25 protein-coding genes are annotated in these 26,257 nt (G+C 48.7%); 11 read left to right on the top strand and 14 right to left on the bottom strand.

Translation table 11 applies throughout. The annotated features are described in order from the left end of the window. The 3 genes from G459_RS0109200 to G459_RS0109190 form a co-directional block, all read right to left on the bottom strand. Positions 1 to 1,302, bottom strand: a complete 1,302-nt coding sequence (locus tag G459_RS0109200) for a tetratricopeptide repeat protein (RefSeq protein ID WP_026967397.1) — start codon at positions 1,300 to 1,302, stop codon at positions 1 to 3. A 94-nt stretch (positions 1,303 to 1,396) separates the two neighbouring features. Beyond that, positions 1,397 to 2,680, bottom strand: coding sequence for a BamG family beta-barrel-assembly machinery protein (bamG, locus tag G459_RS0109195; RefSeq protein ID WP_026967396.1), 1,284 nt, complete (start codon positions 2,678 to 2,680; stop codon positions 1,397 to 1,399). Next, entirely contained in the window at positions 2,670 to 3,386 is a 717-nt protein-coding gene (locus G459_RS0109190) for a type III pantothenate kinase (RefSeq protein WP_026967395.1), read from the bottom strand. Before G459_RS0109190 ends, bamG begins: the two co-directional genes overlap by 11 nt. A 92-nt stretch (positions 3,387 to 3,478) precedes the next feature. Here G459_RS0109190 and G459_RS0109185 point away from each other — a divergent pair, with 92 nt between their 5' ends. The 3 genes from G459_RS0109185 to G459_RS0109170 all read left to right on the top strand — a co-directional run bounded on the left by G459_RS0109185 (position 3,479) and on the right by G459_RS0109170 (position 7,549). Continuing rightward, positions 3,479 to 4,552: an anhydro-N-acetylmuramic acid kinase gene (locus tag G459_RS0109185; RefSeq protein ID WP_026967394.1), complete on the top strand. Its 1,074-nt coding sequence runs from the start codon at positions 3,479 to 3,481 to the stop codon at positions 4,550 to 4,552. A 75-nt stretch (positions 4,553 to 4,627) separates the two neighbouring features. Then, on the top strand, positions 4,628 to 5,854 hold the full coding sequence (locus G459_RS0109180; RefSeq protein WP_026967393.1) for a Glu/Leu/Phe/Val dehydrogenase dimerization domain-containing protein: 1,227 nt from the start codon (positions 4,628 to 4,630) through the stop codon (positions 5,852 to 5,854). Positions 5,855 to 6,034: 180 nt separating this feature from the next. Beyond that, a complete protein-coding gene (locus tag G459_RS0109170) occupies positions 6,035 to 7,549 on the top strand; it encodes a sodium:proton antiporter (RefSeq protein WP_026967392.1) in 1,515 nt (504 codons plus the stop codon). Here the strand turns inward: G459_RS0109170 and G459_RS0109165 are convergent. The 8 genes from G459_RS0109165 to G459_RS0109130 form a co-directional block, all read right to left on the bottom strand. Then, complete coding sequence (locus G459_RS0109165) at positions 7,546 to 8,127, bottom strand: DNA-3-methyladenine glycosylase I (RefSeq protein ID WP_026967391.1); 582 nt, start codon at positions 8,125 to 8,127, stop codon at positions 7,546 to 7,548. The two genes, G459_RS0109170 and G459_RS0109165, sit on opposite strands and share 4 nt — an antisense overlap. A gap of 46 nt (positions 8,128 to 8,173) precedes the next feature. After that, on the bottom strand, positions 8,174 to 9,043 hold the full coding sequence (gene purU / locus G459_RS0109160; RefSeq protein WP_026967390.1) for a formyltetrahydrofolate deformylase: 870 nt from the start codon (positions 9,041 to 9,043) through the stop codon (positions 8,174 to 8,176). 9 nt (positions 9,044 to 9,052) lie between these two features. Continuing rightward, positions 9,053 to 9,790: a shikimate dehydrogenase family protein gene (locus G459_RS0109155; RefSeq protein WP_026967389.1), complete on the bottom strand. Its 738-nt coding sequence runs from the start codon at positions 9,788 to 9,790 to the stop codon at positions 9,053 to 9,055. Then, positions 9,790 to 10,722 carry a polyprenyl-phosphate transporter gene (locus G459_RS0109150; protein ID WP_035455493.1) on the bottom strand — a complete coding sequence of 311 codons (933 nt, stop codon included), beginning with the start codon at positions 10,720 to 10,722 and terminating at the stop codon, positions 9,790 to 9,792. The genes G459_RS0109155 and G459_RS0109150 overlap by 1 nt, the downstream gene beginning before the upstream one ends. A 56-nt stretch (positions 10,723 to 10,778) precedes the next feature. After that, on the bottom strand, positions 10,779 to 11,549 hold the full coding sequence (locus G459_RS0109145; RefSeq protein WP_026967387.1) for a phosphosulfolactate synthase: 771 nt from the start codon (positions 11,547 to 11,549) through the stop codon (positions 10,779 to 10,781). 17 nt (positions 11,550 to 11,566) lie between these two features. After that, positions 11,567 to 12,982 (bottom strand): tetratricopeptide repeat protein, encoded by a 1,416-nt coding sequence (locus G459_RS0109140; RefSeq protein ID WP_026967386.1) that lies wholly within the window; start codon positions 12,980 to 12,982, stop codon positions 11,567 to 11,569. A 162-nt stretch (positions 12,983 to 13,144) separates the two neighbouring features. Then, positions 13,145 to 14,104 carry an NAD-dependent epimerase/dehydratase family protein gene (locus G459_RS0109135; protein WP_026967385.1) on the bottom strand — a complete coding sequence of 320 codons (960 nt, stop codon included), beginning with the start codon at positions 14,102 to 14,104 and terminating at the stop codon, positions 13,145 to 13,147. Between the two features lie 10 nt (positions 14,105 to 14,114). After that, entirely contained in the window at positions 14,115 to 14,864 is a 750-nt protein-coding gene (locus G459_RS0109130) for a tyrosine-protein phosphatase (RefSeq protein ID WP_026967384.1), read from the bottom strand. 315 nt (positions 14,865 to 15,179) lie between these two features. On the opposite strand from G459_RS0109130, the gene hflX reads away from it, so the two are divergent. Then, positions 15,180 to 16,445, top strand: a complete 1,266-nt coding sequence (gene hflX, locus G459_RS0109125; RefSeq protein ID WP_026967383.1) for a GTPase HflX — start codon at positions 15,180 to 15,182, stop codon at positions 16,443 to 16,445. A gap of 166 nt (positions 16,446 to 16,611) precedes the next feature. Continuing rightward, entirely contained in the window at positions 16,612 to 16,812 is a 201-nt protein-coding gene (locus G459_RS0109120) for a hypothetical protein (RefSeq protein WP_026967382.1), read from the top strand. 110 nt (positions 16,813 to 16,922) lie between these two features. Here the strand turns inward: G459_RS0109120 and dgt are convergent, their stop codons facing one another. Then, positions 16,923 to 18,269 (bottom strand): dGTP triphosphohydrolase, encoded by a 1,347-nt coding sequence (gene dgt / locus G459_RS0109115; RefSeq protein WP_026967381.1) that lies wholly within the window; start codon positions 18,267 to 18,269, stop codon positions 16,923 to 16,925. A 106-nt stretch (positions 18,270 to 18,375) separates the two neighbouring features. Between dgt and G459_RS0109110 the strand changes: the two genes are divergently transcribed. The 4 genes from G459_RS0109110 to G459_RS0109095 all read left to right on the top strand — a co-directional run bounded on the left by G459_RS0109110 (position 18,376) and on the right by G459_RS0109095 (position 21,566). Then, entirely contained in the window at positions 18,376 to 19,188 is an 813-nt protein-coding gene (locus G459_RS0109110) for a DUF4382 domain-containing protein (RefSeq protein ID WP_026967380.1), read from the top strand. An 86-nt stretch (positions 19,189 to 19,274) separates the two neighbouring features. Beyond that, on the top strand, positions 19,275 to 20,066 hold the full coding sequence (locus G459_RS0109105) for a DUF4382 domain-containing protein (protein WP_026967379.1): 792 nt from the start codon (positions 19,275 to 19,277) through the stop codon (positions 20,064 to 20,066). Beyond that, positions 20,063 to 21,091, top strand: a complete 1,029-nt coding sequence (gene ribD / locus G459_RS0109100) for a bifunctional diaminohydroxyphosphoribosylaminopyrimidine deaminase/5-amino-6-(5-phosphoribosylamino)uracil reductase RibD (RefSeq protein WP_026967378.1) — start codon at positions 20,063 to 20,065, stop codon at positions 21,089 to 21,091. Before G459_RS0109105 ends, ribD begins: the two co-directional genes overlap by 4 nt. Beyond that, positions 21,084 to 21,566, top strand: a complete 483-nt coding sequence (locus G459_RS0109095; protein WP_026967377.1) for a GAF domain-containing protein — start codon at positions 21,084 to 21,086, stop codon at positions 21,564 to 21,566. The genes ribD and G459_RS0109095 overlap by 8 nt, the downstream gene beginning before the upstream one ends. A gap of 1 nt (position 21,567) precedes the next feature. On the opposite strand, the gene G459_RS0109090 is transcribed toward G459_RS0109095, so the two are convergent. Then, a complete protein-coding gene (locus G459_RS0109090) occupies positions 21,568 to 22,338 on the bottom strand; it encodes an alpha/beta fold hydrolase (protein ID WP_026967376.1) in 771 nt (256 codons plus the stop codon). Between the two features lie 11 nt (positions 22,339 to 22,349). After that, positions 22,350 to 24,263, bottom strand: a complete 1,914-nt coding sequence (gene dxs, locus G459_RS0109085; protein ID WP_026967375.1) for a 1-deoxy-D-xylulose-5-phosphate synthase — start codon at positions 24,261 to 24,263, stop codon at positions 22,350 to 22,352. A 176-nt stretch (positions 24,264 to 24,439) separates the two neighbouring features. Here dxs and G459_RS0109080 point away from each other — a divergent pair, with 176 nt between their 5' ends. Together G459_RS0109080 and G459_RS0109075 are read left to right on the top strand one after the other, a co-directional pair. Next, positions 24,440 to 25,189 (top strand): segregation and condensation protein A, encoded by a 750-nt coding sequence (locus tag G459_RS0109080; RefSeq protein ID WP_026967374.1) that lies wholly within the window; start codon positions 24,440 to 24,442, stop codon positions 25,187 to 25,189. 2 nt (positions 25,190 to 25,191) lie between these two features. After that, positions 25,192 to 26,256: a lysylphosphatidylglycerol synthase transmembrane domain-containing protein gene (locus G459_RS0109075; protein ID WP_026967373.1), complete on the top strand. Its 1,065-nt coding sequence runs from the start codon at positions 25,192 to 25,194 to the stop codon at positions 26,254 to 26,256. The last annotated feature ends 1 nt before the right edge of the window (position 26,257 follow it).

Below are 26,257 nucleotides of genomic sequence, written 5' to 3'. Positions count from 1 at the left end.
TTAATCTCTCGTAGACAAAGTCACTGTCTCACCTACCCAGCATCCTGTGCTGATGGAGCTGCCCACTTGGAGCCCTTCGGTAAATAATTCTTCTTTAGAAGGGAATCTGGCTCTCGCCTCACCCATTCCTTTGGAATCACCCGCCTTCTGGTAAGCGTTGTAAGCTGCGATGAAGATTGAATAATCTTTGGCACGGCTGGTACCGCCACGACAATCATTGGATGCTGACATATACAGGTCGCCGATCAGACCCCAGGCGGAGCTGGTGAGTTCGGAATCCAACGAAGCTGCTGTCTTTGCTGAAGTTCTAGCATCACTTTTTCTCCCTGCTTTCGCATGGACCTTGGCCAATTCCATGTTGATCTCGCCTTTTTGCTTGTCATTTTCCGCCAAGGTCAGGGCTTTTTCCAACACAGGCTGAGCTTTCTCAAAATCCCCCTGAGCCATGTATCTCATCGCTCTCACCTGAGATGTTGCAAAGGTTGGCTTTTTAGAGTCGATCAGCTCCAGTGCCGTCAGGAAAGAATTGGAAGAATAACACTTGTATTGTACAGAATACTTGAAGATCTGATTAGCCAACTCCTCGTTGGTAGGATCAGCAGCCAATTTAGGTCCCATGGTGTTCTCAATGAAGTCGCAGTCGATCAGTTCCATGTTCACCAATACTTGCTCCAATAAATTTCTGGAACTGGTGACATCCTTTCCTTCAGCTTCAGATTTGTTTAAGAGTCCATTTGCCATCTCATACTTGGCCAATACCTCTTCACCGGTGTAGGCTTGGTTCAAAGCATTGTTTCTGTAGACCAGGTCGAAATATGCACCAACCAATTGGTGGTTGATATTGCCGTTCAATTCAATGGCTTTTTCAAAATCAGCAATGACTGCAGGAATTTTTGCTTTGTCGCCTTTGAAAAACAAGTATCCGAAGTAGGCTTTGTTTTCTATCCACTTCGCCTCATTATTATAGAGCGTCAGTCTTTTCTCATAGATCGCCATCACGCTGTCCTGATAAACCACTTTTTTCGCTTCATCGGCAGTCTTGTCAGCGGCACCTTTGTACACGTTGACTCCGTTGATGTAGATGGATTCGTTCAGCTCCGGTGTATTCACCAGCAGCCAGTTGAGCGGCCTGGTAGCTTCCACAAACTGCTCGGACTTCATGTAGTCCACATAGGCCGCATTGAGCTCTCTCGCCTTTGCTTCTTGCGCCGCATCAGCTGGCCAGTTCCAGCCATCTTGAGCCTGAACCAACCCTGAGAGGAGCAAGGCTCCCAGTCCTAGAAGAGTAGATTTGATTTTCATATTCAGTAAGGTTTTAATTTCGGTTTCTTTGGTTTGATCTTAATTCTATGTTGCAAGTATCAGGCCTTGCTTTTAATTCAATTCTTAAATTATGTTATTCAAATACTCGCTTGTAAAACCAGCTGTTGTCATTCAGGGAGAATCCGAGTGTGAAGCTGATGTAATTTTCTTTGATCAATCCATTGTCCAGCGTGCCTCTACGGCCTGCTTTGAACGCCATATTGACCAATGAAAGCTGATTGACCGGTATCGATGCCCCGAGCGTCAAGCCGATATCATCGATGTTGGTTTGATTCAGATAATAGGGAGTCTGCATCCATTCCACCCCGATCCGGTAAGTTGCCCGCATCAACAAATTGTCAAACGAAAGGTAGTCTGGTATAAACTGGAAGCCCAATCCCACTTTTTTCGCCTCCATCAGATCGAGTTCTTCACCAAAGAAATTCTGGTATTTCGCAAAATCCTGAAACTGACCTTCAAGCGCGACGGCAAATTTATTCATTTTCTCATATGTCACACCGAATCCGTAGCGATTGGGAATATAAATGCTTCCCTTCTCATCGTTGGCGATCAGGTCTCCTTGTGAGTCCGGGTTGCTAGCTTGGCCAATCTCGGCAAGTTTTGCAAATCCGGTTCCACTAACGTCCCCTAATTTCTGATAAATGGCTCCTAAGTGGAGATTCCCTCTGTCAGAAACTTTTAACTGGTAGTGTGCACCGAGCTTGAACCCCACGTCCGACACAGTCAATCTTTCGTAATATTCCGAATTGTTGCCTACAGCTGCCCCTTCTTCATCTGACACGATCAAGGTATTGGATCGGATGGTGGAGCCAAAAAGGTAGGAGCCATGAACCCCGATGCTGAGGTTTTTGGCCAGAAGGTACCCAAAGTTGAGATAGGCTTCGGAGATCCCCCCGTCACCGCGGAGAAAATTATTCGCTATAAGATCAGAATTGGCTACCTCACTCTCGACTCTCAGCCGATAGTTGACACTGGTGATCTGCCCCAATCCCATACCGGAGGTCATCTTCCCTACCTTGATTGGAAACGAAAGCGCAATGTAGGAGAGTCCTCCCCCGTCCACCTTGGAAGTTTCCGTCCCATTGTCCACGTTGATGCGCTTGTAATTCAGCGCCGCCTGAAAGTTGAAGATGGTGTTTTTCGTGGTGATCGCGGGATTGACGTTGTTGGCGTTCCATCCGGTACCATAGCTGATCCCCATTCCGCCCATTCCTTGATTTTGGGTAAGGCCGGAATAGTTAAACTCCCCGATTCCCAGGGCACTGTAAGTAGAGGAGCTGGTCTGCGCTCTGGCCTCTGTTACTACTAAAAGGGTGCATAGCACACCCAGCGATTTCAACCAGTTTTTACTCGACATTGTGGTTTAGTATACAATTGAGTCCATGAAGGACTAAATTTGGGACTACAAATATGTGGTCTTTTGCCAATGATTCAAAAGATTGAGAATCACCCCCGCAGATATAGACAGTTATTTCAGGAATTTTAAGACGATAGGCTTCGATTTGGCCAGTCAGTTCAAACTCAACTCCGTACCAGATTCCTGCCTGCATGCAGCTGACCGTAGAATCTCCGGTGAGATCTGGCGCTTTTCGGTCTACATCAACCAAGGGAAGTCTCGCAGTAAATGAATTCATGGCACTGGCGCGCATCTTCAGCCCGGGACTTATCGCGCCTCCTCTGTACACTCCCAGCTCATCCACGAACTCGAAAGTAATACAACTTCCCATATCTATGGCAAGGATCGCCTTTTTACCGGCCAGTTGCCAGGCTCCCGCAGCCGCAGCGATCCGATCGACACCCAGTGTATGCGGCGTCGCGTATCCATTTGTCACCGGCAGGGGAGTAGTTGGGCTGAGAAAATGAAAAGGAAACGGGACTAGCTCAGCCAGTTCCTCGAACCTAAATCTGACCGAACTGATCATGCAGGCATCGAAATCCAGTGTCTCCCAAACGGATAGCCCTGCGCCCAACTCTTCAAAAACATGGTCAGCGATCAGTGTATCGTTTTCAAAAAGCCCCGACTTGATCCTCGTATTGCCAATGTCAATGACTAGATTTCTCATAATTCACGCAAATTAGAGATTAATAAAAAACTGGACTTTTCAGTCACTAAATTTATCTTTGGCTCGCCTCTGCACTTAACAATCTTTAACCCATGTCCTCGGAAAAATATAACTTGATCGGATTGATGTCGGGAACTTCCGGGGACGGTCTTGACATCGCCTTTGTCAATTTTGAGAATGAGCACGGATGGAGCTTTGAGATTGCTCAGGCACAGACCCGCCCTTTTCCCAGTGAGTTGGGGGAAAATCTAGCACGTGCCCACTCGCTTTCCGGGTTGGAATTGTCCCAGTTGGATGTGGATTTTGGGAAATGGATGGGAACCCAGGTAAGAGACTTTTGCAGGGAGTTTAGCCTAAAGCCTATGGCAGTGGCATCGCATGGACATACGGTTTTTCACCAGCCGGGAAAGGGGCTCAGCCTGCAAATCGGAAACGGCTGGGCGCTACACCAAGCCTCCGGTCTGCAAGTCATCAATGACTTCCGCATGGGAGACGTCCAGCTAGGTGGACAGGGGGCGCCCCTGGTTCCGGTCGGCGACAAATTGCTCTTTCCAAGCGTGGACTTTTGCCTCAACCTAGGAGGAATTGCGAACATTTCCATGGAATACGACGGCTCCCGCATCGCATTTGACTGCTGCCCGTTTAATCTTCCTCTCAACGCTGAATCCAAAAAACTTGGGAAAAGCTACGACGATGGAGGCTCTATCGCCCGCTCGGGTGAGATCAACCTGCCGCTCTTCGAAGCGCTCAACGAGCTTCCTTTTTACTCCAAAAAATCCGCAAAATCGCTGGGTAGGGAGGAAATGGAGAACGACTACTTTCCACTGGTCGAGCGATCTCACCTAAGTCCCGCTGACAAACTGAGCACCTTGGTCGAGCACTACGCCTTCCAGATTGCCTCGGTGATCCGGACTTTTTCCACTAAAAAATCCCCGCTCGTGCTGATCACCGGCGGAGGCGCTTTCAACACCTACTTTATCGAGCGTCTCGATCACTACCTCGAAAGAGATTGGCAGCTTTTTGACGCGCCTACCCAGCTGATCGAGTTCAAAGAGGCGCTGATATTCGCCTTTTTGGGAGTTTTGCGGCTTCGAGGCGAAGTCAACTGTCTCGCTTCTGTGACGGGTGCCTCCAGAGATAGCTGTGGCGGAACGATCTATGGCTGATCGGCCGTCCGAAGATGATTGATCTCTGACCGGTAATTTTTCTATTTTTGGGCCAAAATGTAAACCCAAAAAACAATGCAGGACCTGCTGGAGAAATTTGAAAACAAGAAACCCGAGATTGTATTTGAATGGAGTGATTCGGAAACCGAAGCCGAGGGCTGGGTGGTGATCAACTCCCTTCGCGGCGGTGCAGCCGGCGGGGGAACGCGAATGCGAAAAGGTTTGGATAAGCGGGAAGTTGAGTCGCTGGCCAAAACAATGGAGGTAAAGTTTACGGTGTCTGGTCCGGCGATAGGCGGAGCAAAATCGGGAATCAACTTCGATCCAGCTGATCCCAGAAAAGCGGGCGTTTTGGAGCGCTGGTACAAGGCAGTGATGCCCCTGCTCAAAAATTACTATGGAACCGGTGGCGACCTCAACGTGGACGAAATTCATGAGGTCATCCCGATCACCGAATCTTATGGTCTTTGGCATCCGCAGGAAGGAATCGTCAACGGCCACTTACACGCCAATGAACCGCAAAAGATCCGAAAGATCGGGCAATTGAGACAGGGCGTGTCCAAGGTGCTGGAGGATCCGAAGTTTACCCCAAACGGTCCGAAAAAATATACGGTTGCCGATATGATCACCGGCTATGGTGTGGCCGAGGCGGTATCTCATTATTATTCGATTTGGGGTGGAGACATCCGGAATAAGCGCGCAATCATCCAGGGATGGGGAAATGTAGGCGCTGCTGCCGCCTGCTTTCTGGCCCTATCCGGTGTGAAAATCGTCGGAATCATCGATCGGGAGGGAGGATTGATCAAAGACGAAGGATTCCAACTGGATGAAATCCGAGAGCTTTTCCTGAAAAGAACTGGAAACAAGCTGGCAGCAGAAGATCTGATTCCCTTTGAAGAAATCAACGCAAGCATCTGGGATCTGAAAAGTGAAATCTTCATTCCCGCCGCTGCGTCAAGGCTACTCTCTCAGGACCAAGTATCCCGGATGGTAGCCGCCGGCTTGGAGGTGATCTCCTGCGGTGCCAATGTACCGTTTGCCGATTCGGAGATATTCTTTGGTCCCATCGGTGTCTGGGCGGACAAGAAGATCGCGGTCATCCCCGATTTCATTGCCAACTGCGGGATGGCCCGTGTATTTGCCTACCTGATGAGTGATGATGCCGAAGTCACGGACCAGGCGATTTTCGCGGATGTGTCCCACACCATCAAAACTGCGATGGAAAAAACGTTTTCTGAAAATCCCCAAAAAACCAAACTGGCTCAAACGTCCTTTAAAATAGCTTTGACACAACTCGTGTAAAACCGTACCGCAAGATCCCTGTCCTGAGTTAATTTTTGATGAATTCCTGTGCCAGCTCTTTCATATGTTGGACAGTTTGCATCAAAATCAGTAGTTTAGCGAACGGCAATCCAGGAAAGACCCCGATTATAATTTGCTTAATATTCCGAAAAGTACGCCCAAGCATATCAAACCGATCAAATGAAGAAATATCTTATAAGTTTATCCATACTTTTCGGAATATTGTTTTTTGGAATGGTCAACCCGGCGGATTCGTATGCTTTTTTGGCAGAAAATACTCCAGAATTGATCGCTCAGGCGGATGCCTCTGAAGGGCACATTGACGGGGCAGTGGATCCCATCGACGCCGAAGTTCATCATTACGCTCCGGCTTGGTTGGTTATCCCATTTGTCACCTTGCTGTTGATGATAGCCACAGGACCGCTTTTTTATGAGCATTTCTGGCATCACAACTATCCAAAAGTGGCGGTCGGGTTTTCGATTTTAGTCGTGCTCTACTACCTGTTTGTGTTGGGAAATGTCCACGCCCCAGTGCATGCGCTGGCCGAGTACATCCAGTTTATTGCGCTGCTTGCCTCCCTCTATGTGGCTTCAGGCGGGATTTTGATTGAGATAGACAAAAAAGCCACACCGCTGGCAAATGTTTCTTTGCTCTTGATCGGCGCCGTGGTCTCCAACCTGATCGGCACGACCGGCGCTTCGATGTTGCTAATTCGCCCGTTTATCCGATTGAACAAAGGAAATATCCAAGCCTATCACATCGTGTTCTTTATCCTGATGGTGAGCAACGTCGGCGGTTCGTTGACCCCGATCGGCGATCCTCCGTTGTTCTTGGGCTTCTTGAAAGGCGTGCCGTTCTTCTGGACGATCGAGCACAACTGGCCGGCTTGGGCGATGGCCTTGATCCTGCTGGCCATCGGATTTTACTTCCTGGATCGCAAGCTGGGCAAAGCCAATGAGGACGAATACACCGAAGAAATCACCTATACCAACAAATTCACCCTCATCGGGGCAAAAAATTTCGGCTGGTTGCTGATCATCATTTGCGCGGTGTTCTTGGACCCCAACGTCATCGAAGGAGTGCCTGCCATCGTGTATGACGGGCAAAAATTCTCCTATCTGAGAGAAGTGATCATGCTTTCTGTTGCATTCTTTTCCTACAAGTTTGCCGACCAGCGGGCCATCAAAGGAAACGAATTCAATTTTGAGCCGATCCGGGAGGTAGCTTTTATCTTCGTGGGAATATTTGGGACGATGATGCCAGCTTTGGAACTGGTGGGCAATTTCGCCAAGTCGCCAGAAGGCGCTGAGATGATTACCGTCAATACGCTTTATTGGGGTACCGGAACCCTCTCTGCCGTACTGGACAATGCTCCGACCTATCTCAACTTCCTGGCTGCGGCCATGGCGTCTGAAGGTGCCAATATCAACAGTATTGCTGAGGTCCGTGAGTTTGCCGACAATTCGATGAATGACACTGATACGACCTTCCAGTTGGCTGCCATCGCCATCGCGTCGGTATTCTTCGGAGCAATGACGTATATCGGCAACGGTCCCAATTTCATGGTCAAATCCATCGCCGAGCAGAGCGGTATCAAGATGCCTTCCTTCTTTGGCTATCTGATCCGATTTACGATCCCAATCCTTCTCCCAATCCTGTTTTTGGTCTGGCTGGCCTTCTTTGCCTTTGTCTAAATCTTCACTTGCTCATATCTGAAGCAACTGGTCAAATGGTCGTTGACCAAACCTGTCGCCTGCATATGGGCGTAGATGGTGGTGCTTCCGAGGAACTTGAATCCACGCTTCTTGAGGTCTTTAGCCAAATGATCGGATTCCGGCGTAGTAGCTTGTGCTCCTCCCATTGATCTCAGAGAATTTTGAATTGGCTTTCCGCCGACAAAACCCCAGATGTAATTTGAAAAAGAGCCGAATTCCTCCTGAACTTTCATAAAGCAGCGGGCATTGTTGATCGCAGCTTTAATCTTCAAGGTATTTCGGATGATTCCGGGATCTAGAAGTAATTCCTGGACATAACTTTCCGGGAACTCCGCAACAATTTTGTAGTCGAAATCTGCGAATGCTTTGCGATAGCCGTCCCGCTTTTTCAAGATAGTCGCCCAACTCAATCCCGCCTGGGCACTTTCCAATATCAAAAATTCGAAATGGATTCGGTCGTCATAGACAGGCACTCCCCATTCGGTGTCGTGATAGGCCACGTACTCGGAAAAGCCAAGGCACCAGGGGCAGCGGATGATTTCAGTTGATTTTTCCATACCCGAAAAATCACCAATATTCCCACAGGAAGCAATTGGCAAAAGATTAATAGAAGATAATTGTTTTATTTCTGAAGGACAGGACCTTCCGCTCAATATGGTATTTGATTGCCTTGGATAGCGTGACTTTTTCCACGTCTTGTCCGATCTGCACCAGCTCAGCGATGGTATTGTGGTGCCGCACCCGCGCCACTTCCTGTTCTATGATCGGACCCGCGTCAAGTTCTTCAGTCACATAGTGGGCGGTCGCTCCGATGATCTTTACACCCCGCTCATAGGCAGCGTGATAAGGCCTTGCTCCCACAAATGCCGGCAAAAAAGAGTGATGGATGTTGATGATCCGATTGGGGAAATGTCGGATGAACTCACCCGACACGATCTGCATGTAGCGGGCCAGTACAATAAAGTCTACTTGGTGCGCGGCGAGAAGCTCCAATTGTTGCGCCTCAATCGTCTCTTTATCTGAAGCAGTGACCGGGACGTGGAAAAATGGAATCCCAAAAGCCTCCACAATCGTCTTCAAATCCGGGTGATTGGAGATCACCATCGGGATGTCTACTTCCAACTGGCCAGCGTGGTGCCGACCTAAAATATCGAAAAGACAGTGAGACAGCTTGCTGACGAAGATTGCCATTCTCGGCTTTGGAAAATCAAAATGAAGCTTGACCTCCATGCGGAAACGCTCTGCGACCTCTGCTTCGAAGCTGGACAGGATCTCATCTTTCCCCAGAGAAAAAGAATCCAACTCCCAAGCCGCCCGCATGAAAAACATCCCCATCTCTACATCCACATGTTGATCTACCTCCAGAATGTTTCCATTGTAGGAATACAAAAACCGGGAGACTTCCGCTACGATTCCTTTCTGGTCAGGGCATTGGATGAGAAGGATGGCCTTTTTCGTCGTGGTCGATTTCATAACGCCAAACTAGGAATTCCAAATTGCCCAAGCAGCTTCAGCCTGCAGCACCAGCATATCCATGCCGTTTTTGGCTTTACCACCTCTTTCGACACAGGCTTTCATCAAAGTCGTCTCGGAGGGATTATACACCAGGTCGTAGACGCGATGTGACGCATTGAGCATCTCCAGCGGGATCTCGGGCATTTCTTCTGTTTTGGGAAAAGTCCCCAGTGGCGTCGTGTTGATGATCAGCGGATAATTTTTCAAAATCTCCGGATCGCTTGAAAGATCCGAGTAGGTGATCTGGTTTTCCCCTTTGCTTCTGGATATGGAAAGAAAGGTCACTCCAAGATCTGCCAATGCCACTTTCACTGCTTTGGACGCACCGCCGGTCCCGAGCACAAGCGCGTTTGGAAGGATATCTCCCAGCCAACCTTGCAGGGAATTTTTGAAACCGATGTAATCCGTGTTGAAGCCTTTTCGCTTTCCGTCCCGGAACTGGATGCAATTGACCGCGCCTATCGCCGCGCAGGCAGGATCCAACTCATCCAAAAAAGGAATGACCTCCTGCTTGTAAGGAATCGTCACCGACATGCCCTCCAGCTCTGGATTTTCTCCCAAGATCGGTTCAAGATCCGTGATTTGGGGAATCTCATAAAGGTCAAACTGGCAATTCCAGATGGATTCTTTCTCAAACTTTGCAGAAAAGTATTTCTTCGAAAAAGAATGCGTCAGCGGATATCCGATCAGGCCAAATTTTCTCATCAGTCCAGCAGTTTAGAAGCAAGCCATTCGATTGCCAAAACCAAAACGATCCCAAAAGCAAATGCAGCAATCGCCGCCATCAGTTGCGGTTCTTTGCCGACCAGCTCCAAGTAGTCTCCGGGAAGCACATTTTCGTCAAGAAAAGGTTTCTGCTCGCCTGAAGAACTGGTTCTCCACGAAAGGACCAATTTCCACGGCCAAAGCTCATTAACCGATCCGAGCATAAATCCCGAAAGTAAACCGATGGTGACAGAGTGATATTTTCTCAAAAGCCAGGACACAACCCGGCTAAAGCTGAGGATACCCACGGCACAACCTAGCGCAAAAACCGCCAGCTTCAAGATATTTCGATCCTTTACCGCCTCGAGGATTGGCTCGTATTGGCCTAGTATCAAAAGGATAAAACTCCCGCTAATTCCCGGAAGGATCATAGCACAGATCGCAATAGATCCGGATACGAAGGTGAACCACATCGCGTTGGGAGTGGTGGTGGGAGGCAGGTTGGTGACCCACCAAGCGATTGCAGCCCCGATTAAGACTGCCAATACGATTCCCAAATGCCATCTCTTAATGTCTTTCAAAATCAAAAATGCACTGACTAAGATAAGTCCGGTAAAAAACGACCAAAGCGGGATCGGATGGTTAGCCATCAGGTACGTAATCACACTGGAAAGCGCAAAAATGCTGGTCAGAATCCCAAGTAAGAGACTCAGTAGAAAAGCACCGTTGACCGCTTTGAAAAAAGCCTTTAACTCAAATCTTCCCAACAGCTTGAGATTCTCAAGCGAAAAAGAATTGATACTGTTCAGCAACTCCTGGTAGATCCCCGCTATCAGGGCAATAGATCCTCCCGAGACACCCGGAACTATATCTGCGGCACCCATTGCCATTCCCTTGAGGTAGGTGAGGGCGTATTTTTTGATCGACTTCATATACAAAAAGAAAGGCTGACCGATGAATCGATCAGCCTATAGGTTTGGTGTGTTCTTTAAAGCTTTATTTCTCCGAGGAAGTGATCAAAAGTATCCCCTCTGAGTCCCAATCGGATGGTTTCCAAGGGAATCACCTCCGAAGGACTGATATTTCCCAAGTTTACATTGGCACCGAGCAGCTTGATAAACCAGACTTGCTGAGATTTTTGAGGAGCCTCCCAGATGATTCTTTCCTCTGGCACTTGCGTCAAAATTTCTTCAACAAGACCTTGACGAACTTCTCCTGAATCACGGAAAAGTCCGACATTCCCGCCTTCTCTCGCTTCCCCGATCACCTTCCAGGCACCGGCAGCAAGCTCCGTCTGCATTTGCTCGATCCACTTATAGGGAGGGATGATCTTGGCGGCATCTTTGGAACCCACCTCGGAAAGTACGGTCACCTGCTTAGCCAACGTCTGAATGTATTCACATTTTTTGTCGTGATTCAGCGAGATAGATCCGTCGGATACTTCAGCAAATTCCAGTTCATACTTGTCGAGTACCCGTTGGTAGTCTTCAAATTGACCCCTGACAATAAAAGCTTCAAAAAGTGTCCCTCCCAAATAAACCGGAATCCCAGCAGCCTTGTAGACAGCTAGTTTCTCATTGAGTTGTTTGGTGACGTAGGAGGTAGCCCATCCCAATTTGACAATGTCCACAAAGTCAGAGCAGCTATCTACAAAATCCTCGGTTTCCCGAAGGCTAAGACCCTTGTCCATAGCCATAGTAAATCCCGTGGTACGTGGCTTCTCAGTCCGTACAGGAATATTCTTCAGCACATAATTCATTTGCCAGGTTTTAAAGTTTAGAGCTGGGAATGGTCATCCCGGTGTTGGGCGATGATCTTGTAGATGGCCTTTTGTTGTTTCAGCTCCGGCATCAATTCGTACAAGATGGTATGCCTATCAAAGTCCAAAGTTAACGCATTTTCTAAATATGAAAACGCCTCTTTGTATTTGCCCATCTTGACAAGGTAAACAACCATGCGATAATACAATTCCGGCTCCTCAGGTGCCTCCTCAATTCCCTCCCGGACTACATCGATCGCCTCTTCAAAGCGGTTTTGTTCAAAATAAATTACCGATAGGTTGACATAGGTCTCCATGATGCCGGGTTCCAGATTGATAGCCTCTTCGTAGGCATCGGAACTGGCCTGCATATTTCCCAGGTTAAACTCCGCATCGGCCAGACCGACCCAGTAGTTCGCGTTGTCTTTGTTCAGATTCAGCGCCTTTTTGAAATAGTGGATTGCTTCGAAAAATTTCTCCTTTTTCAGCATGCACATCCCCAGTCCAAACCAGGCATCATCGTATTCCTCGTCTAGTTTTGCGGACTTCTTAAAATACTTGAACGCCTCGTCAATCTTCTCCAGTTTCTCATAGGCGGCGCCCATGTAGCAGCAGTTTTCGGCATTGACGCCTTCGCAGTTGATGGTGTTTTGATAGGCCTCCAGCGCCGCTTCGTAGTTTTGGGTATTCATCAGGGAATTTCCCATGTTGAAATACGCCGAAGCGAACGCATCATCGATGATCAATGCATATTCATAGGCCGAAATAGCGTCCTCAAAACGGCCAAGCCGGTTATAAACCACGCCCAGATTATACCAAGCTCCAGCAGAATAAGGGTCCTGGTCGATAAATTCCTGATAGAATTGGAGGATCTCGTCAAAAGACCCTTCCTCCTCAGTGATCATTGCCAGTTGGAAGAGCGCGTCTTCGTGGTTGATCCGGTTTTTCACCGCCTCTTTGAAGTAGTCACTCGCTTTCGCGTTGTCGCCTTTGGCGCGGTAGAGATTTCCCAGAGAATAAAACACCTCGGCTTTGTCCTCCGCCATAGGCAAATAGTTCTCCAATAGCTCGATCCCTTCCTGATGGTTTCCCGCCAGAATGTGTGCATTGGCCAGCGCCAAGACGATGTCTTCGTTGTTTGGGGAAAGGTTGCTGAGGTTTTCCAGAATACCCAAACCTTCCTCAAGTTCGTCGTTGAAGATCAGGCATTGCGCTTTGAGCAGACGAATCTCCACCGAAAAAGGAAACTTTTCCAGAGAGAACTCGGCGGCTCTAAGGGCTTTGAGAAATTTTTGCTGATCAAAGTAAAACCGGATGATGTCTTCCAGTTCTTCTTCTTCGAAATAGAGGTCGAGGTTTGATTTAAGGGAATTCTCGAAACGCTCCACGAGCTTTTTGTCCTCTTCCCAGTCTTGATCGTGATCTCCGGTCATTCGATGGTGTTATGGTTTATTTAAGATACCAATAAAACGGCTATCTCAAAGTTCGCTTTTGTTAAATTTTGCCTTTCCGAAGGAGTTTTTCCCGATACGGAATGGATGGTAATTTTTGGGTTTCTTTATTCCTAAACGAATCCGGCGAAAAATTAGTTTGCGTCAGGGCGTTTTGGCCCAATCCAGACTTTCCCTCAGTGAAAAATACCGATAGTCCAAAAGCTCTTGGACCTTGTTGTTCTCGAAGTAGATTTTTTGCTGGGAAAGCATCGCGCTTTTCTTGTTGAGCGGGATGTTTTTCACTCCAAAAATCCGGAGAAAAGAAACGATCCCCGAGAACAACGCCACCTGCCAATCAGTCAAGGGAATGCTCGGTCCCTTTTTGCCAAATGCTACTGCTATCGCTGCGAAAAACTCGCGAAAAGAGATACTCTCCTTGTTGAGAATAAACCGCTGACCCCATGCTTTCTTTTCAACCAACAGCCGCGTGAGCTTCGCGGCATCTCTGACATCTATATAGTTCAGGTCTCCTTTTGGATAAAACTTGTTTTCCTTCAAGACATAGGAATAAATTGCCGAGCTGCTCTTGGTGTGGCTGGCCTTGCCCAGCAAAACAGCCGGGTTCACCACGATGAGGTCGATGCCCTCTTGCTCGCCCCGCCAAGCCTCCAGCTCGGCCCAATACTTAGAAACGGCATAAGTCGTATTCAGAGGAGATTCGATCCACTTAAAATTCTCATTTAGCACATTCAATTCCGGAGTTCTTCCGATCGCGGCGACCGAACTCACATGCACCAACTTGGTCACTCCCGAGCTCAGCATGGCGTTGACGAGGTTGGTGGTGCCAGTGGTATTCACTTCAAAAAGCCGCTCTTTGTCCCTGGACGAAAAGGAAACAAGTCCGGCGGCATGAATAACCAAGTCAATTCCCTGCAATGCCTCCAGCAACGAATCCACTTCGGAAAGCTCCCCCTGATGCCATTTGATGGGGAAATCAATATCCTGCAAAAGTGCCAGACTCGATTGCTCTTTCTTTAAGCCATGAATATTTCCCAACAGACTAAATTCCCTAGCCAGCTGACTCCCAAACAGTCCCGTGATCCCGGTAATCAGAATATTCATCTAGCTGCGGCTACAGTTGCGTATTGATCAAATCAAGTTTTTGGATCTTCTCGTAGATTTTCTGATGCTTGGGCAAGGTCTCCAGCATATCCAGATAGCGGGTGTTGTGACAATCCGTGCCGAGGAGGGCTACGACTCCCCTCTCTACCAGCATTTCTCCAAAATCCTTCACCTGCTTGGAATAAAAGCCCGTGAAAGACAGCAAATTCACCTGGAAGAGCAGCTTTCTATCGATCAGTTCTTCTTGGAGCTTCTTATCGGCAATCAGATATTGATATCGCTCAGGATGCGCCAAGATGGGCTTATATCCCGCCATTTCGAGCTGAAAAATTGTATCCAGGAGCATCTGGGGCTTGTTGATAAATCCCGTCTCCACCAAGATATAATCGTCGGCAAACGTGAGCATCTTTTCCCCGGCCTTTACTTTCTCCAAGAAAATCTCATCCATGTAATACTCTGCCGCCGCATCGATCTGGATGGCGATCCCTTCAGCTTTGACTGCTCTTCGCAGATCTTCCAGGCCCATCCCGATAATCTCGGGCGTATTGCGGTAGTATTCGGACATGATGTGCGGCGTGGTGATGATTTTTTCCAAACCAAATCCAGCCAGTCTTCTCACCAAGTCCAGCGATTCCTCCATCGTCTTGGATCCGTCGTCTATCCCAGGAATCAAGTGGGAATGCATGTCCACCCGCAGCCAAGACAGGTCCAGCGGCGTGATTTCAACGGGGGTTCTTTTGAACATATCAAGCCATCCCATCACCGACCTCCTTGTCTAAAGGATTGGAAGAAATAACCTTTGATGTCCGGGAATATGTGGGGAAAAATCTCAGGGAGACCTGAGATCGGGGTGCTTCGCAATTCTGCCATTTTGGGTATAAATTCTACGGCTTGAGGTGGTAAAATAACCACTCCGCCAGAGACTATCCTAATCTATTCTAAGGAATTATGCCCAAATTTGCCCCATTCAGTTTGACCACCTCCATTCCAGCAACTTGATTCTCACTGACATCTTCCGAAAAAGCGGAACCAAATTCGCTGTTTTGACCTTCTAAGTACCCGAAAAGATCCCGATATGAGTAAATTTTCAAGAAAACTCCAAAAACTCCACGATACCGCACCCAAGCAAGAGACCGCGATCTTGGTCACGCTGATACGCCAACAGCAAAGTGAGCAGGAAGTCGAGGAACACCTGGACGAACTCGCCTTTTTGGCAGAGACGCTGGGTGCCAAGACGGTCCACCGATTCACCCAGCGAATGGAAAAACAAGACATTCGGACGTTTGTCGGGTCGGGTAAACTGGAAGAGATCAAAGCTTATGTCGAGCATTTTGAGATCGACATGGTCATCTTTGACGACGACCTCTCTCCCTCGCAGATGCGAAACCTGGAAAATGAAATCAAAGTCAAGATCTATGACAGGTCCCTGCTGATTCTCGATATCTTCCTGCAGCGGGCAAAGACCGCCCAAGCCAAAACCCAGGTAGAATTGGCCAGATTCCAATATCTCTTGCCACGATTGACGAATATGTGGACTCACTTGGAGCGGCAGCGAGGCGGGACCGGAACTCGGGGTGGTTCGGGTGAAAAAGAAATAGAAACCGATAAGCGGGACATCCGGGCTAAGATCACCTTGCTGAAAGAAAAGCTGGAAGAAATCGAAAAACAGGGCGTTACCCAGCGAAAAGGCCGCGCCGGCGTTGTCCGCGTTGCACTGGTGGGATATACGAATGTGGGCAAATCGACCCTGATGAACCTGATCACCAAAACAGATATCCTGGCCGAAAACAAGCTTTTCGCCACGGTGGATTCTACAGTGAGAAAGGTCGTCCTGGACACGATTCCGTTTCTGCTTTCAGACACCGTTGGCTTTATCCGCAAACTTCCCACACGCCTGATTGAGTCCTTCAAGTCCACGCTGGATGAGATTCGTGAAGCGGATTTGCTGGTGCACGTAGTCGACATCTCCCATCACGCCTTTGAAGAGCACATCGCCGTGGTCACTCAGACGCTAAACGAAATCAAGGCAGGTGACAAACCGGTTTTACTGGTTTTCAACAAAATCGACCTGGTACTGCAGATGCCCTCCGAAGAAGAGGCACAGCACATCAGCGAGCACGAGCTGCAGGAGACCCGCTATGTCGACTTCAAAGCGCTCAGTGACGCCTACGAAAAGAAAACCGGGATCAAGCCGGTATTTATGGCCGCGGCTTCCGCCGAGAATGTGGAGGAATTCCGGGAATCACTGCTCGCCGAAGTCAAGAAACAGCACCGTAAGATCTATCCCCACTACCTCGAAGATGAAGTGATCGATTGGGCAGAAAAGGGCGAGCAGGATTAAGGCACGGATATTGTATTCAAAAAATCGGGTGTAAAAACTCTTCAGGATTTTCAAAAAAATTCACATCTCTTTGAAAACCTGTTTGTTTTTGATCTATATCTTTTAATTTTATGTAACATTTCACCCCTTTTGGGTGAAAATACTCTAACCTAATCAACCCCTTGCTATGATTACGAAAACATTCAAATCGGTAACATTGATGGTATTTGCTGTCGGCTTTACCGCAGCCACACTTGCTTCTTGCGGAGCAAAAAAAGAAGAAGTGATAGAAGAAGAAACGATCGAGGAACCGGCTCCGGTCATCGAGGAGGCGCCAGCCGATACTACGATGATGGACACCACCGCGGTAGATACAGTCGCAGCGTAAACGTCACAGAAAGAAATCGCCAGTGTGGGTCTATCCTGCACCGGCTTTTCTTTGCCAAAAAAGCTTCCAATCACGAGCTGGGGGATAAAATCCGACAGATTTGATAGTTATCAAATGCCCGGGAAAGAGATCCCGTTGACTTTTCGATACAAGTTCAGGGCATATTTATCTGTCATTCCCGAGACATGATCCACCAACGTCCTTAGCATCGGATAGGGATTGACTTCAGCTCCCCAGCCTTTCATGGGAAAATCCTCCGGCAGCAGACGAAGCACACTTTTATCCTGGCCCGAGAAAGAATCCGGCTGGTAGAAATGGTGGTAAAGCGCTCTCGAAAAGATCGAAAGCAAGCCTTCCAAGACCTGGAAGCCCGCAGCTTCTTTTTCCAAAACCACCTTGCTCCGGTAGATTTTTTGAACCGAGACTGCAGAGATCTCGGCCAGAGCCTTGGCTGATGGAATAATATCCGTCAGGGCCTTGTCAAAATTACCCTTGCGCATATTCTCCTCATATTGCCCAAAGACGCCTACAGTTTCGACGATCAGCTGGCCAATTGCCATTGCCCGCAATGCGCCAAGATTTTGGGTGTTCGTTCTGTTTTTTAATTTCTCCGGATCGAATTTCCCTTTCAGAATAGGCTTCAAAAGCTCAAGCGTCTCCTCAAAGCTCACCAAGCCCATTGCGCAGCCATCCTCCAAGTCAATGATACTGTAGCAAATGTCATCGGCCGCCTCCACCAAAAAAGCCAGCGGATGCCTCACCCAGCAGTCGGCGCTGGTCTTTTCGATTCCAAGCACCCCACACATCTGCTCAAAATCAGACAGTTGGTTGATAAAAAAGCCGTATTTCCTCTGGCTTTTGCGGGCGATGTCACGCTGGGCAATTAGGCTCGGTCTGGGGTATTTGGTGAACGCCGCCAGCGTCGCGTAGGTCAGCTTCAACCCAAACTGTTTCGATATGAGCATTCTAAAACCCTGCGCATTTCCCTCAAAATTCACCAAATCAGCCCATTGGTCAACTCGGAGATGCTTTTCCCAGCGAAGACCATCCGGATGCAATCTGAAAAAATCCGAAATCGCCTCCTCTCCCGCGTGTCCAAAAGGAGGATTTCCGATATCGTGGGTCAACGCTGCAGCAGCCACGATCGATCCGATGGCAGAAGGAGTGACGCCCTGTTTATGCAATGTCGGGAATTTCTCCAAGAGCAGTTCACCCGCTCCTTTGCCCAGAGACCTTCCCACGCTGGAAACTTCCAGACTGTGGGTCAGCCGCGTATGGACAAAAGCCTGATCCGGAAGCGGGAACACCTGCGTTTTGTCTTGCAGATTCCGAAATGGAGCCGAAAAAATCACCCGGTCATAGTCAATTTCAAATTCGCTTCTGGCCGTATCCAAGGTCGTTGCCCGCAGGCTGTCTCCAAATCTTCCGTCTGCCAGAAGCTTCTCCCATTTCATCATGCCCAAAATTAGAAATCTCCATAGATTTCCTCCGGGAAAATTTCAGGAATCCGCATCTGGCACAGATATGGTTTGCTCAACTGCCTGTACAAAACGCAACAACCAAATGAAAACACTAGCCATTGTATCTAGTCTCTTTACCATCTTGCTACTCACGACCGCATGTGAGGCATTCGACGACCAGCCCGAATCCACTGAAGCAAAAGTGAACTTCCGGCTAGTGGATGCCCCCGCGGAGTACGATGAAGTCTGGATAGAAGTGCTGGCGCTCCGCGTGAAGGCTGACCACGAAGGCAGCGAAATGGACGACAATGACGACACTTGGGAGGAGATCATCTATGAAGGCCCCCAGATGGTAAATCTTTTGGATCTAACAGGCGGAAACTCGATCCTGCTGGGATCGGAAAATTTCCAAGAGGGAGAAATCGACCAAATCAGACTAATGTTGGGAGAAAATAACTACCTCATGAAGGATGGCGAGGAAATCAGCCTAAAAACACCAAGCGCTCAGCAAAGCGGCTTGAAAATTAAGGTCGACCAGGAGATTCACGGCGGTGAATCCTACGATCTGGTCATCGACTTCGACGCGGCCAAATCAATCGTCACCGCTGGAAACTCCGGAAATGTGATACTCAAGCCAGTCTTAAGAGCCTATCTTCAGGAAACTCAAGGAATCCAGGGACAAGTTTTTCCGCTGGAAGCCGAGCCAGTTCAGATCACCGTCACGGGTGAGGGAACGGAAGTCAATTCCTTTGCGGACGAAACCGGGAACTACTCGATCATGGGCCTCGCTCCCGGGACCTATTCGATCACTTTTACTCCAAATGAAGACTACCTTCCTCAGACCCTGACCGATATCACAGTGACAGAGGACGATGTCACCACACCGGAAACTGTCACACTGGAACATAAGCCCTAAGAAAAATTGCCGGTAAATCCGGCAATTTTTTTTCCCCCCAATGTCCACTACCCCTGCAATGAAAAGTTTTGGACTAAATTTAGGCCGTGAATCGTACCAAAAACCTACTGCTTTTAATTTTTCTTCTGCTCATCTGGTCGTGTAAAGACTTCGACGACAGCCCAAAAGCGTTAGTCAACATCGTGTTGATCGATGCGCCCGCCCAATGGGATTCGGTGATCGTGGAGATTCAAGGCGTAGAGCTCGATTTTGTCCCGAACGGCAGAGATGGGGAGATTCAGAAAATATTTCTTCCCTACGAGCCGGGAGACAAGGAAATCGACATTTCCCAACTGGTGGGAGGCGTCGCCCTTCCGGTCGCCAGAAGTGAGATGCATCTGGGACAAATCACCGGAATTACACTGCGACTAGGCCCGGCAAATGCACTTTATCTGGATGAAGATCGGTATCCTTTGGAGCTTCCGGGCGGAAATACTGATTATTCGCAACCCCTCCTTGTCGATCTGGAGAATGGATTTTCTTACGACCTGATCATCGATTTTGACCTGGAAAAGTCCATTCGGGTGACCGACCCGGACCCATTGACGCTATATTTTAATCCGACCATCGAGGCTTTTACAGGCATCGGGAGAGGAGACCTTGCGGGGATTACCAGTCCAGCGGAGCTTCAACCGGTGATCTACGCGATCAAGGATCAGGATTCTGTGAGCACTCATACCAATACGTCCGGCAATTTCCAATTTCGACTGGAACCAGGGTCGTACACGGTCTACATCAATCCCAAGGACAGCAAGTACCTTGCAGACACGCTTCTCAACGTGTCAGTTGTATCTGGAAAAACGACGACCTTGGAGCGAATCACACTGGAAAAAAGATGACCGGCCAGGACGCACGCTTCATGCTGCGGGCTTTGGAGCTTGCCGAGTTGGGAAAAGGTTTCGTCAGTCCCAATCCGATGGTTGGCTGCGTGATCGTTCATGATGGGAAGATCATCGGGGAAGGCTACCACCAAATCTACGGCGGCCCACATGCCGAAGTCCACGCCGTCAACTCCGTCCAAAATCAAGAATTGCTCAAAGAATCAACGGCCTACGTCACATTGGAGCCCTGCTCCCACTGGGGCAAAACTCCGCCCTGTGCCGATCTGTTGGTGGAAAAAGGGCTGAAAAAAGTAGTCATCGCCGCCCAGGATTCAAACCCTTTGGTCGGTGGAAAAGGGATCAAAATCTTAGAAAATGCCGGAATAGAGGTCGAGACAGGAGTTTTGGAAAAGGAAGCCCGCTGGCAAAACCGCCGTTTTTTCACCCAGATCGAAAAGCAACGACCCTACGTAATCCTGAAGTGGGCACAAACCCAAGACGGATTTGTAGCGAGGGAAGACTTCACTTCCAAGTGGATCAGCGGCCCTCAAAGTCGACAGCTAGTCCATCAATGGAGGGCCGAGGAAGATGCGATCCTGGTAGGGAAAAACACCGCGCTGCACGACAATCCCCGATTAGACGTTCGCGATTGGGTCGGGAAAAATCCGGTTCGAGTTGTCCTCGATTCCAATCTGGCCCTGCCGGAAAGTCTGCATCTTTTTGACAAGAGCATTCCAACGATTTGCTACAACTCAAGGGAATCCAAAACGGACGAAAACTCGGTTTTTGTGAATCTGGGGCTTGAATTTTCCATTTTGGAAATCCTAAAAGATCTGAATTCAAAAAAAATCCAGAGCCTGATCGTGGAAGGTGGAAGTCGGGTTTTGGCTCAGTTTATCTCCAGCGGATTGTGGGACGAAGCACGGGTTTTCACCGGAAAGAGCAGCTTTGAGGCTGGGATTCCAGCGCCGATTTTGAACCAAAAACCGACTGAAACACTTAACATCGGCGAAGACATTTTAAACATTTACCACCATGGCTGAGTCCTTATTTGTCCCAGATGCGGCAACCAAAACCGAAAAATACGAGGCCGTTATCCCTCAAATAGAAGCATTGATCACGGGCGAGCCAGATCTCTACGCCAACTTAGCCAATATCGCTGCGGCCTTAAGAGAAGCGTTTGGATTCTTTTGGGTGGGTTTTTACTTGGTCAAAGATGAGCAACTAGTATTGGGCCCGTTTCAGGGGCCGATTGCCTGCACCCGGATCAATTTCGGTAAAGGGGTCTGCGGCGCGGCATGGAAAGAAGCAAGAACCCAGTTGGTTCCGGATGTAGATGCTTTTCCAGGGCACATTGCCTGCAGTTCGGCTTCCAAATCTGAGATCGTCGTGCCGGTCTTCAGAGGAAATGAAGTAGCCATGGTCTTGGACGTGGACAGCGATGAATTGGCTGATTTTGACGAGACCGATCAAAAATACCTGGAAGAGTTGATGGGGATTTTGAGCAAAGCGCTCTAAGTCAGCTCAGACAGGAAAGCGCAAACTCCCTCACAAGATTGAGCGTCTCCTCTTTCCTTTCCATCATTCCCATGTGACCCACGCCTTCCAACTCGAAGTAGTGGGTAAAGGCTTCTTTTTGCGCGCGGCTCGCTTCGATCTTGACTGCCCCGTCTTCTGTGCCCGCGATCAAAAGTTTGGAACCGGGATAGTCTTTCAAGACATCCAGTCGGTCTTTCCTGTCGCGCATCGCTCCGGCAAACGCAATCAATCCATCCAAAGTCGAGCTCTTCGCATCCTCGATTGCCTGATCAATTTCTTTACTCAATTCCTCTCGTCGGTCTTCCGGAAAAAGTGGCGGAACAAAAGACGTCACAAACTTATCCACACCATTTTTCTTCAGGAATAGAATCGTGCGGTCTCGCATGTCTTTTTTGGCCTGGTCATCTGCAAACGCAGTTGAGTGGAATAAACCAACAGCTTTGAGTTTGCTCCCCAACAACTCCAACAGCGCCAAAGTCACATAGCCCCCCAGCGAATGTCCGATTACGATTGGATTTTCAATTCGATTTTCTTCCAGCCATTCTTCGAGGAGGACGGCGACCTCTTCAAGAGTAATATGATCACCGGCTATCGGAGAGCCCGCGATTTCCGGCAGATTCGGGCAAATCACTCTAAAATTATCAGAAAGCTTATCGGCAAAATCCGTCCACATCCTCGCGGTCTCACAAAAACCATGGATCAGGACCACAGGTTGCCCTGTTCCCTTTTCAAAAAATTCAATCGCTGACATTGGGGGGAAATTTAGGATACCGGAACTACTTCGGCCAAGCTTCGGACCGTGGCGGCTATTCCAGCAGGATCAAAGCCACACTCACGGTGCAGCTCGATTTGTTCGCCGTGCTCGATCACCTCATCCGGAATTCCGAGACGCTTGACTTGTGCCGAGTAACCTTGGTCAACCATCCATTCCAAAACCGCGGAGCCGAAACCTCCCATCAGGCAACCGTCTTCAATCGTCACGACCTTTTTGAACTTGCCAAAAATCTCGTGAAGCAGTTCCCCATCCAGAGGCTTCACAAACCGCATGTCGTAGTGAGCCGGGTTGAGACCTTCTTTCGCCAGAGTCTCACAAGCCTCGACCGCATAGTTGCCGATGTGTCCGATAGATAGGATAGCTACATCTTCGCCTTCTTTCACTATTCGCCCTTGACCGACTGGGATTTCCCGCAAAGTTGTCTTCCACTCCGGCATGACTCCTGCTCCTCTCGGATAGCGAATCGAAAAGGGGCCGTTGTAGATACTTCCGGTGTACATCAGATTGCGGAGCTCTTCCTCATTCATCGGAGCAGAGACGACCAAATTGGGAATGCAACGGAAGTAAGCGATATCGTATGCGCCGTGATGTGTCGGGCCATCCGCTCCCGCAAATCCCGCTCTGTCCAAGCAAAGAACAACGGGAAGATTTTGCAGGCAGACGTCATGGATCACCTGGTCGTAGGCTCGCTGCATGAACGTCGAATAGATATTACAGAAAGGAACCAGTCCCTGCGTGGCCAATCCTGCTGAGAACGTGACCGCGTGTTGCTCTGCGATTCCCACGTCAAATGCCCGATCCGGCATCGCCTTCATCATGATATTCATCGATGAGCCTGAAGGCATGGCTGGGGTAACTCCCATGATGCGGGAATCCATCTCTGCCAATTCCACCAGGGTATGTCCGAAAACATCCTGATATTTTGGTGCTTGCGGAGTGGTAGGGATTTTTTTGAATATTTCCCCGGTGACTTTATCAAATGTACCCGGCGCATGCCAAGTAGTTTGGTTGCCCGTTTCGGCCGGAGCGTATCCTTTTCCCTTCACAGTGATGCAATGAAGGATCTTTGGCCCGGGAATACCGCGCATGTCCTTTAGGATTTCTACCAAATGATCTACGTCATGGCCGTCCACAGGACCGAAATATCGGAGGTTGAGCGATTCAAAAAGATTGCTCTGGTTCAGCACCGCAGATTTGATGGCACCTTCTACTTTGGAGATGACTTCCTGCGCACTTGAGCCAAATTTGCTCATCTTGCCCAACATTTTCCACACCTCGTCTTTTACCTTATTATAGGTATGAGACGTGGTGATATCGGTCAAATAGTCCTTCAATGCCCCCACATTGGGGTCGATGGCCATGCAGTTGTCATTGAGGATGATGAGCAGATTGGAATCGCTGACGCCGGCGTGGTTCATCGCTTCGAAGGCCATGCCACCAGTCATGGACCCATCACCGATCACGGCTACGTGCTGGATGTTGGTTCCCTTGTATTTGGAGGCTACAGCCATGCCGAGTGCCGCCGAAATGGACGTACTCGAGTGTCCTACTCCAAAGGTATCATACTTGCTTTCTTTTCGCTTCGGAAAACCCGAAATCCCTCCGTAAACCCTGTTGGTATGAAATTTCTCTTTTCTCCCAGTCAATATTTTATGTCCATAGGCCTGATGTCCCACGTCCCATACCAATTGATCTTCCGGAGTATTCAGCACATAATGCAAGGCGACCGTCAGCTCGACCACTCCCAAACTTGCTCCAAAATGCCCTCCGTAGACAGACACGTTATCCACGATGTACTGTCGCAATTCATCACAGATCTGCACCAACTTATCTTTCGGGAATTTCTTAAGATCGTCCGGAGTATTTATCTGGGCTAAAAGAGGGCCGGGGGTAATTTGCATTTTCAGAAGTCTTGGTGTCAAAGTGAACTAACTCAAAGCGGATCAGTTTGTTTGCTCGTACTAAAAATGAGCCAGAATCACGCCTTTGCTTTATTTCAAACCATTCTCATTAATTTGCTTAATTGAATATCTTTGGCTACGAAAAGGCAAAGTTAACCAATAAATTTAGCTATCCGGTGAGTTTCGAGATCAAATTACCATTGTTTGAGGGCCCGTTTGATCTGATGCTTTTTTTCATCGAGCGGGACGAACTCGACGTGTATGACATCCCGATCTCCAAGATTACCAACGATTTCCTGGACTACATTCACCAGTTGGAAAAGATGGAGATAGAGGTCGCGAGTGACTTCATCCTCTTCGTGGCTACGCTGATGAAGATCAAATCCCGGATGCTATTGCCCCGTCCGGAGCTAAACGAAAAAGGCGAGGAAATCGACCCACGCGAAGAGTTGGTCAGAAACCTCCTGGAGTACAAAAAGTACAAATCAGTCGTCGAAGAACTCGCTCAGCTCGAAGGAGACAGGCTTTCCAGAGAAAAGCGGGGCAACCTCGCCCATGAACTTATCGAACTTAGCAAAGCTGAGGACGTAGAAGCAGAAATGCAGCATGTAGATCTCTACAAGCTGCTCAAAGTGTTCCAGAAGTGCATGGCCAAGATGGCCAGCCGCACCGAAGAAACCAAACATACTGTAATACAGTACCCTTACACGATCGAGCAGCAAAAAGACTTTGTTTTGGAAAAAATAAGCTTCAAAAAACAAGTACCTTTCACTGAATTCATTAACTATAAACAAGACAAGATTTTCGTGATTTATACCTTTTTGGCGATTCTGGAGCTTCTTCAATTGTCCCAAGTCACGATCATCATTGGCGAAGGTTACAACAATTTTTGGGTAGAAAAGACTGAGCCAATCGCCGCAGCCTGACGATGAAGCTGGATAACAAAAAGATCTTTCAGACGCTGAACCCAAACAAAGTTTGGGTTCCGATCCTGATCGGCCTGGGGATTATCGTCGCCATGTTTTACATGGATCCCAATCTGACCGTAGACAATCTCAAAGTAGCCGCCGATGCCTCCTTGCCCTGGCTATTCTTTGCCGTTTTGGTTCTCTTTTTTCGGGATTTCGGATACGTCTACCGCATCAGGGAGCTGACAGACGGCCACTTGAGCTGGACTAGAGCTATCTACGTGATCATTCTCTGGGAATTTGCCTCTGCCGTCACCCCTTCCGTCGTGGGAGGCACGGCCGTAGCCATGTTTATCCTCAACAAAGAGGGGATCAAGATGGGAAAAGCGATCGCCATCGTGATGGTGACGGCGATCATGGACAACCTCTTTTTTGTCATCGGCGCTCCGATAATCCTATTCCTGGCCAAGGGAAATATTTTCCCCGAAAGCAAGCTCCTCGAAAGTCAACTGGAAAACAGTCTCCAGGCGATCTTCTGGATCAGCTACAGTCTCTATGCGACTCACACCCTGGTCATGACACTTGCGCTGTTTTACCGACCCCGGGTGTTCAAATGGGTGCTAATTAAGATCTGCTCGATCAAGTTTTTGAGAAAATGGAAACATAATGCGCAAGAATTCGGCGATCAGATCATAGCAGCATCCAAGGTGCTGTCGGGCAAAGACTATCGCTTCTGGCTGAAGATCATCGGTGTGACGATCTTCATCTGGACCTCTCGGTACGTCATGCTCAACGCCTTGGTTTCTGCATTTGTGCCGCTCACTCTCGACGATCAAATCATCGTGTTTGCCAGACAGGTGATCATGTGGATCGTCATGATGCTGTCGCCAACTCCGGGGAGCAGTGGGACAGCCGAGTTCTTCTATGGACAGTTTTTCGCCCAATTCCTGGGGCAATACACGTTTGTCACCAGCATTATTTGGAGGTTATTTTCCTATTATCCGTACCTGTTCCTAGGCGCGATATTCCTTCCAAGGTGGATCCGACAGGTTTTTTTCAAAAAGAAACAAACAGCCGAGGAGTAAG

It is taken from the genome of Algoriphagus terrigena DSM 22685 (genome assembly GCF_000429445.1).
In the GTDB taxonomy this organism is placed as follows: domain Bacteria; phylum Bacteroidota; class Bacteroidia; order Cytophagales; family Cyclobacteriaceae; genus Algoriphagus; species Algoriphagus terrigena.
This window is presented reverse-complemented; position numbering and strand designations above follow the sequence as displayed.

Bases quoted from the DNA above. Each gene is read 5' to 3' on its own strand.
- G459_RS0109075 (WP_026967373.1), top strand. From the start codon at position 25,192: ATGAAGCTGGATAACAAAAAGATCTTTCAGACGCTGAACCCAAACAAA.
- G459_RS0109145 (WP_026967387.1), bottom strand. From the start codon at position 11,549: ATGAATTATGTGCTGAAGAATATTCCTGTACGGACTGAGAAGCCACGT.
- ribD (WP_026967378.1), top strand. From the start codon at position 20,063: ATGACCGGCCAGGACGCACGCTTCATGCTGCGGGCTTTGGAGCTTGCC.
- G459_RS0109185 (WP_026967394.1), top strand. From the start codon at position 3,479: ATGTCCTCGGAAAAATATAACTTGATCGGATTGATGTCGGGAACTTCC.
- G459_RS0109090 (WP_026967376.1), bottom strand. From the start codon at position 22,338: ATGTCAGCGATTGAATTTTTTGAAAAGGGAACAGGGCAACCTGTGGTC.
- G459_RS0109155 (WP_026967389.1), bottom strand. From the start codon at position 9,790: ATGAGAAAATTTGGCCTGATCGGATATCCGCTGACGCATTCTTTTTCG.
- G459_RS0109165 (WP_026967391.1), bottom strand. From the start codon at position 8,127: ATGGAAAAATCAACTGAAATCATCCGCTGCCCCTGGTGCCTTGGCTTT.
- G459_RS0109095 (WP_026967377.1), top strand. From the start codon at position 21,084: ATGGCTGAGTCCTTATTTGTCCCAGATGCGGCAACCAAAACCGAAAAA.
- G459_RS0109200 (WP_026967397.1), bottom strand. From the start codon at position 1,302: ATGAAAATCAAATCTACTCTTCTAGGACTGGGAGCCTTGCTCCTCTCA.
- purU (WP_026967390.1), bottom strand. From the start codon at position 9,043: ATGAAATCGACCACGACGAAAAAGGCCATCCTTCTCATCCAATGCCCT.
- G459_RS0109150 (WP_035455493.1), bottom strand. From the start codon at position 10,722: ATGAAGTCGATCAAAAAATACGCCCTCACCTACCTCAAGGGAATGGCA.
- G459_RS0109180 (WP_026967393.1), top strand. From the start codon at position 4,628: ATGCAGGACCTGCTGGAGAAATTTGAAAACAAGAAACCCGAGATTGTA.
- G459_RS0109170 (WP_026967392.1), top strand. From the start codon at position 6,035: ATGAAGAAATATCTTATAAGTTTATCCATACTTTTCGGAATATTGTTT.
- hflX (WP_026967383.1), top strand. From the start codon at position 15,180: ATGAGTAAATTTTCAAGAAAACTCCAAAAACTCCACGATACCGCACCC.
- G459_RS0109140 (WP_026967386.1), bottom strand. From the start codon at position 12,982: ATGACCGGAGATCACGATCAAGACTGGGAAGAGGACAAAAAGCTCGTG.
- G459_RS0109190 (WP_026967395.1), bottom strand. From the start codon at position 3,386: ATGAGAAATCTAGTCATTGACATTGGCAATACGAGGATCAAGTCGGGG.
- dxs (WP_026967375.1), bottom strand. From the start codon at position 24,263: ATGCAAATTACCCCCGGCCCTCTTTTAGCCCAGATAAATACTCCGGAC.
- bamG (WP_026967396.1), bottom strand. From the start codon at position 2,680: ATGTCGAGTAAAAACTGGTTGAAATCGCTGGGTGTGCTATGCACCCTT.
- dgt (WP_026967381.1), bottom strand. From the start codon at position 18,269: ATGATGAAATGGGAGAAGCTTCTGGCAGACGGAAGATTTGGAGACAGC.
- G459_RS0109135 (WP_026967385.1), bottom strand. From the start codon at position 14,104: ATGAATATTCTGATTACCGGGATCACGGGACTGTTTGGGAGTCAGCTG.
- G459_RS0109110 (WP_026967380.1), top strand. From the start codon at position 18,376: ATGAAAACACTAGCCATTGTATCTAGTCTCTTTACCATCTTGCTACTC.
- G459_RS0109130 (WP_026967384.1), bottom strand. From the start codon at position 14,864: ATGGGATGGCTTGATATGTTCAAAAGAACCCCCGTTGAAATCACGCCG.
- G459_RS0109120 (WP_026967382.1), top strand. From the start codon at position 16,612: ATGATTACGAAAACATTCAAATCGGTAACATTGATGGTATTTGCTGTC.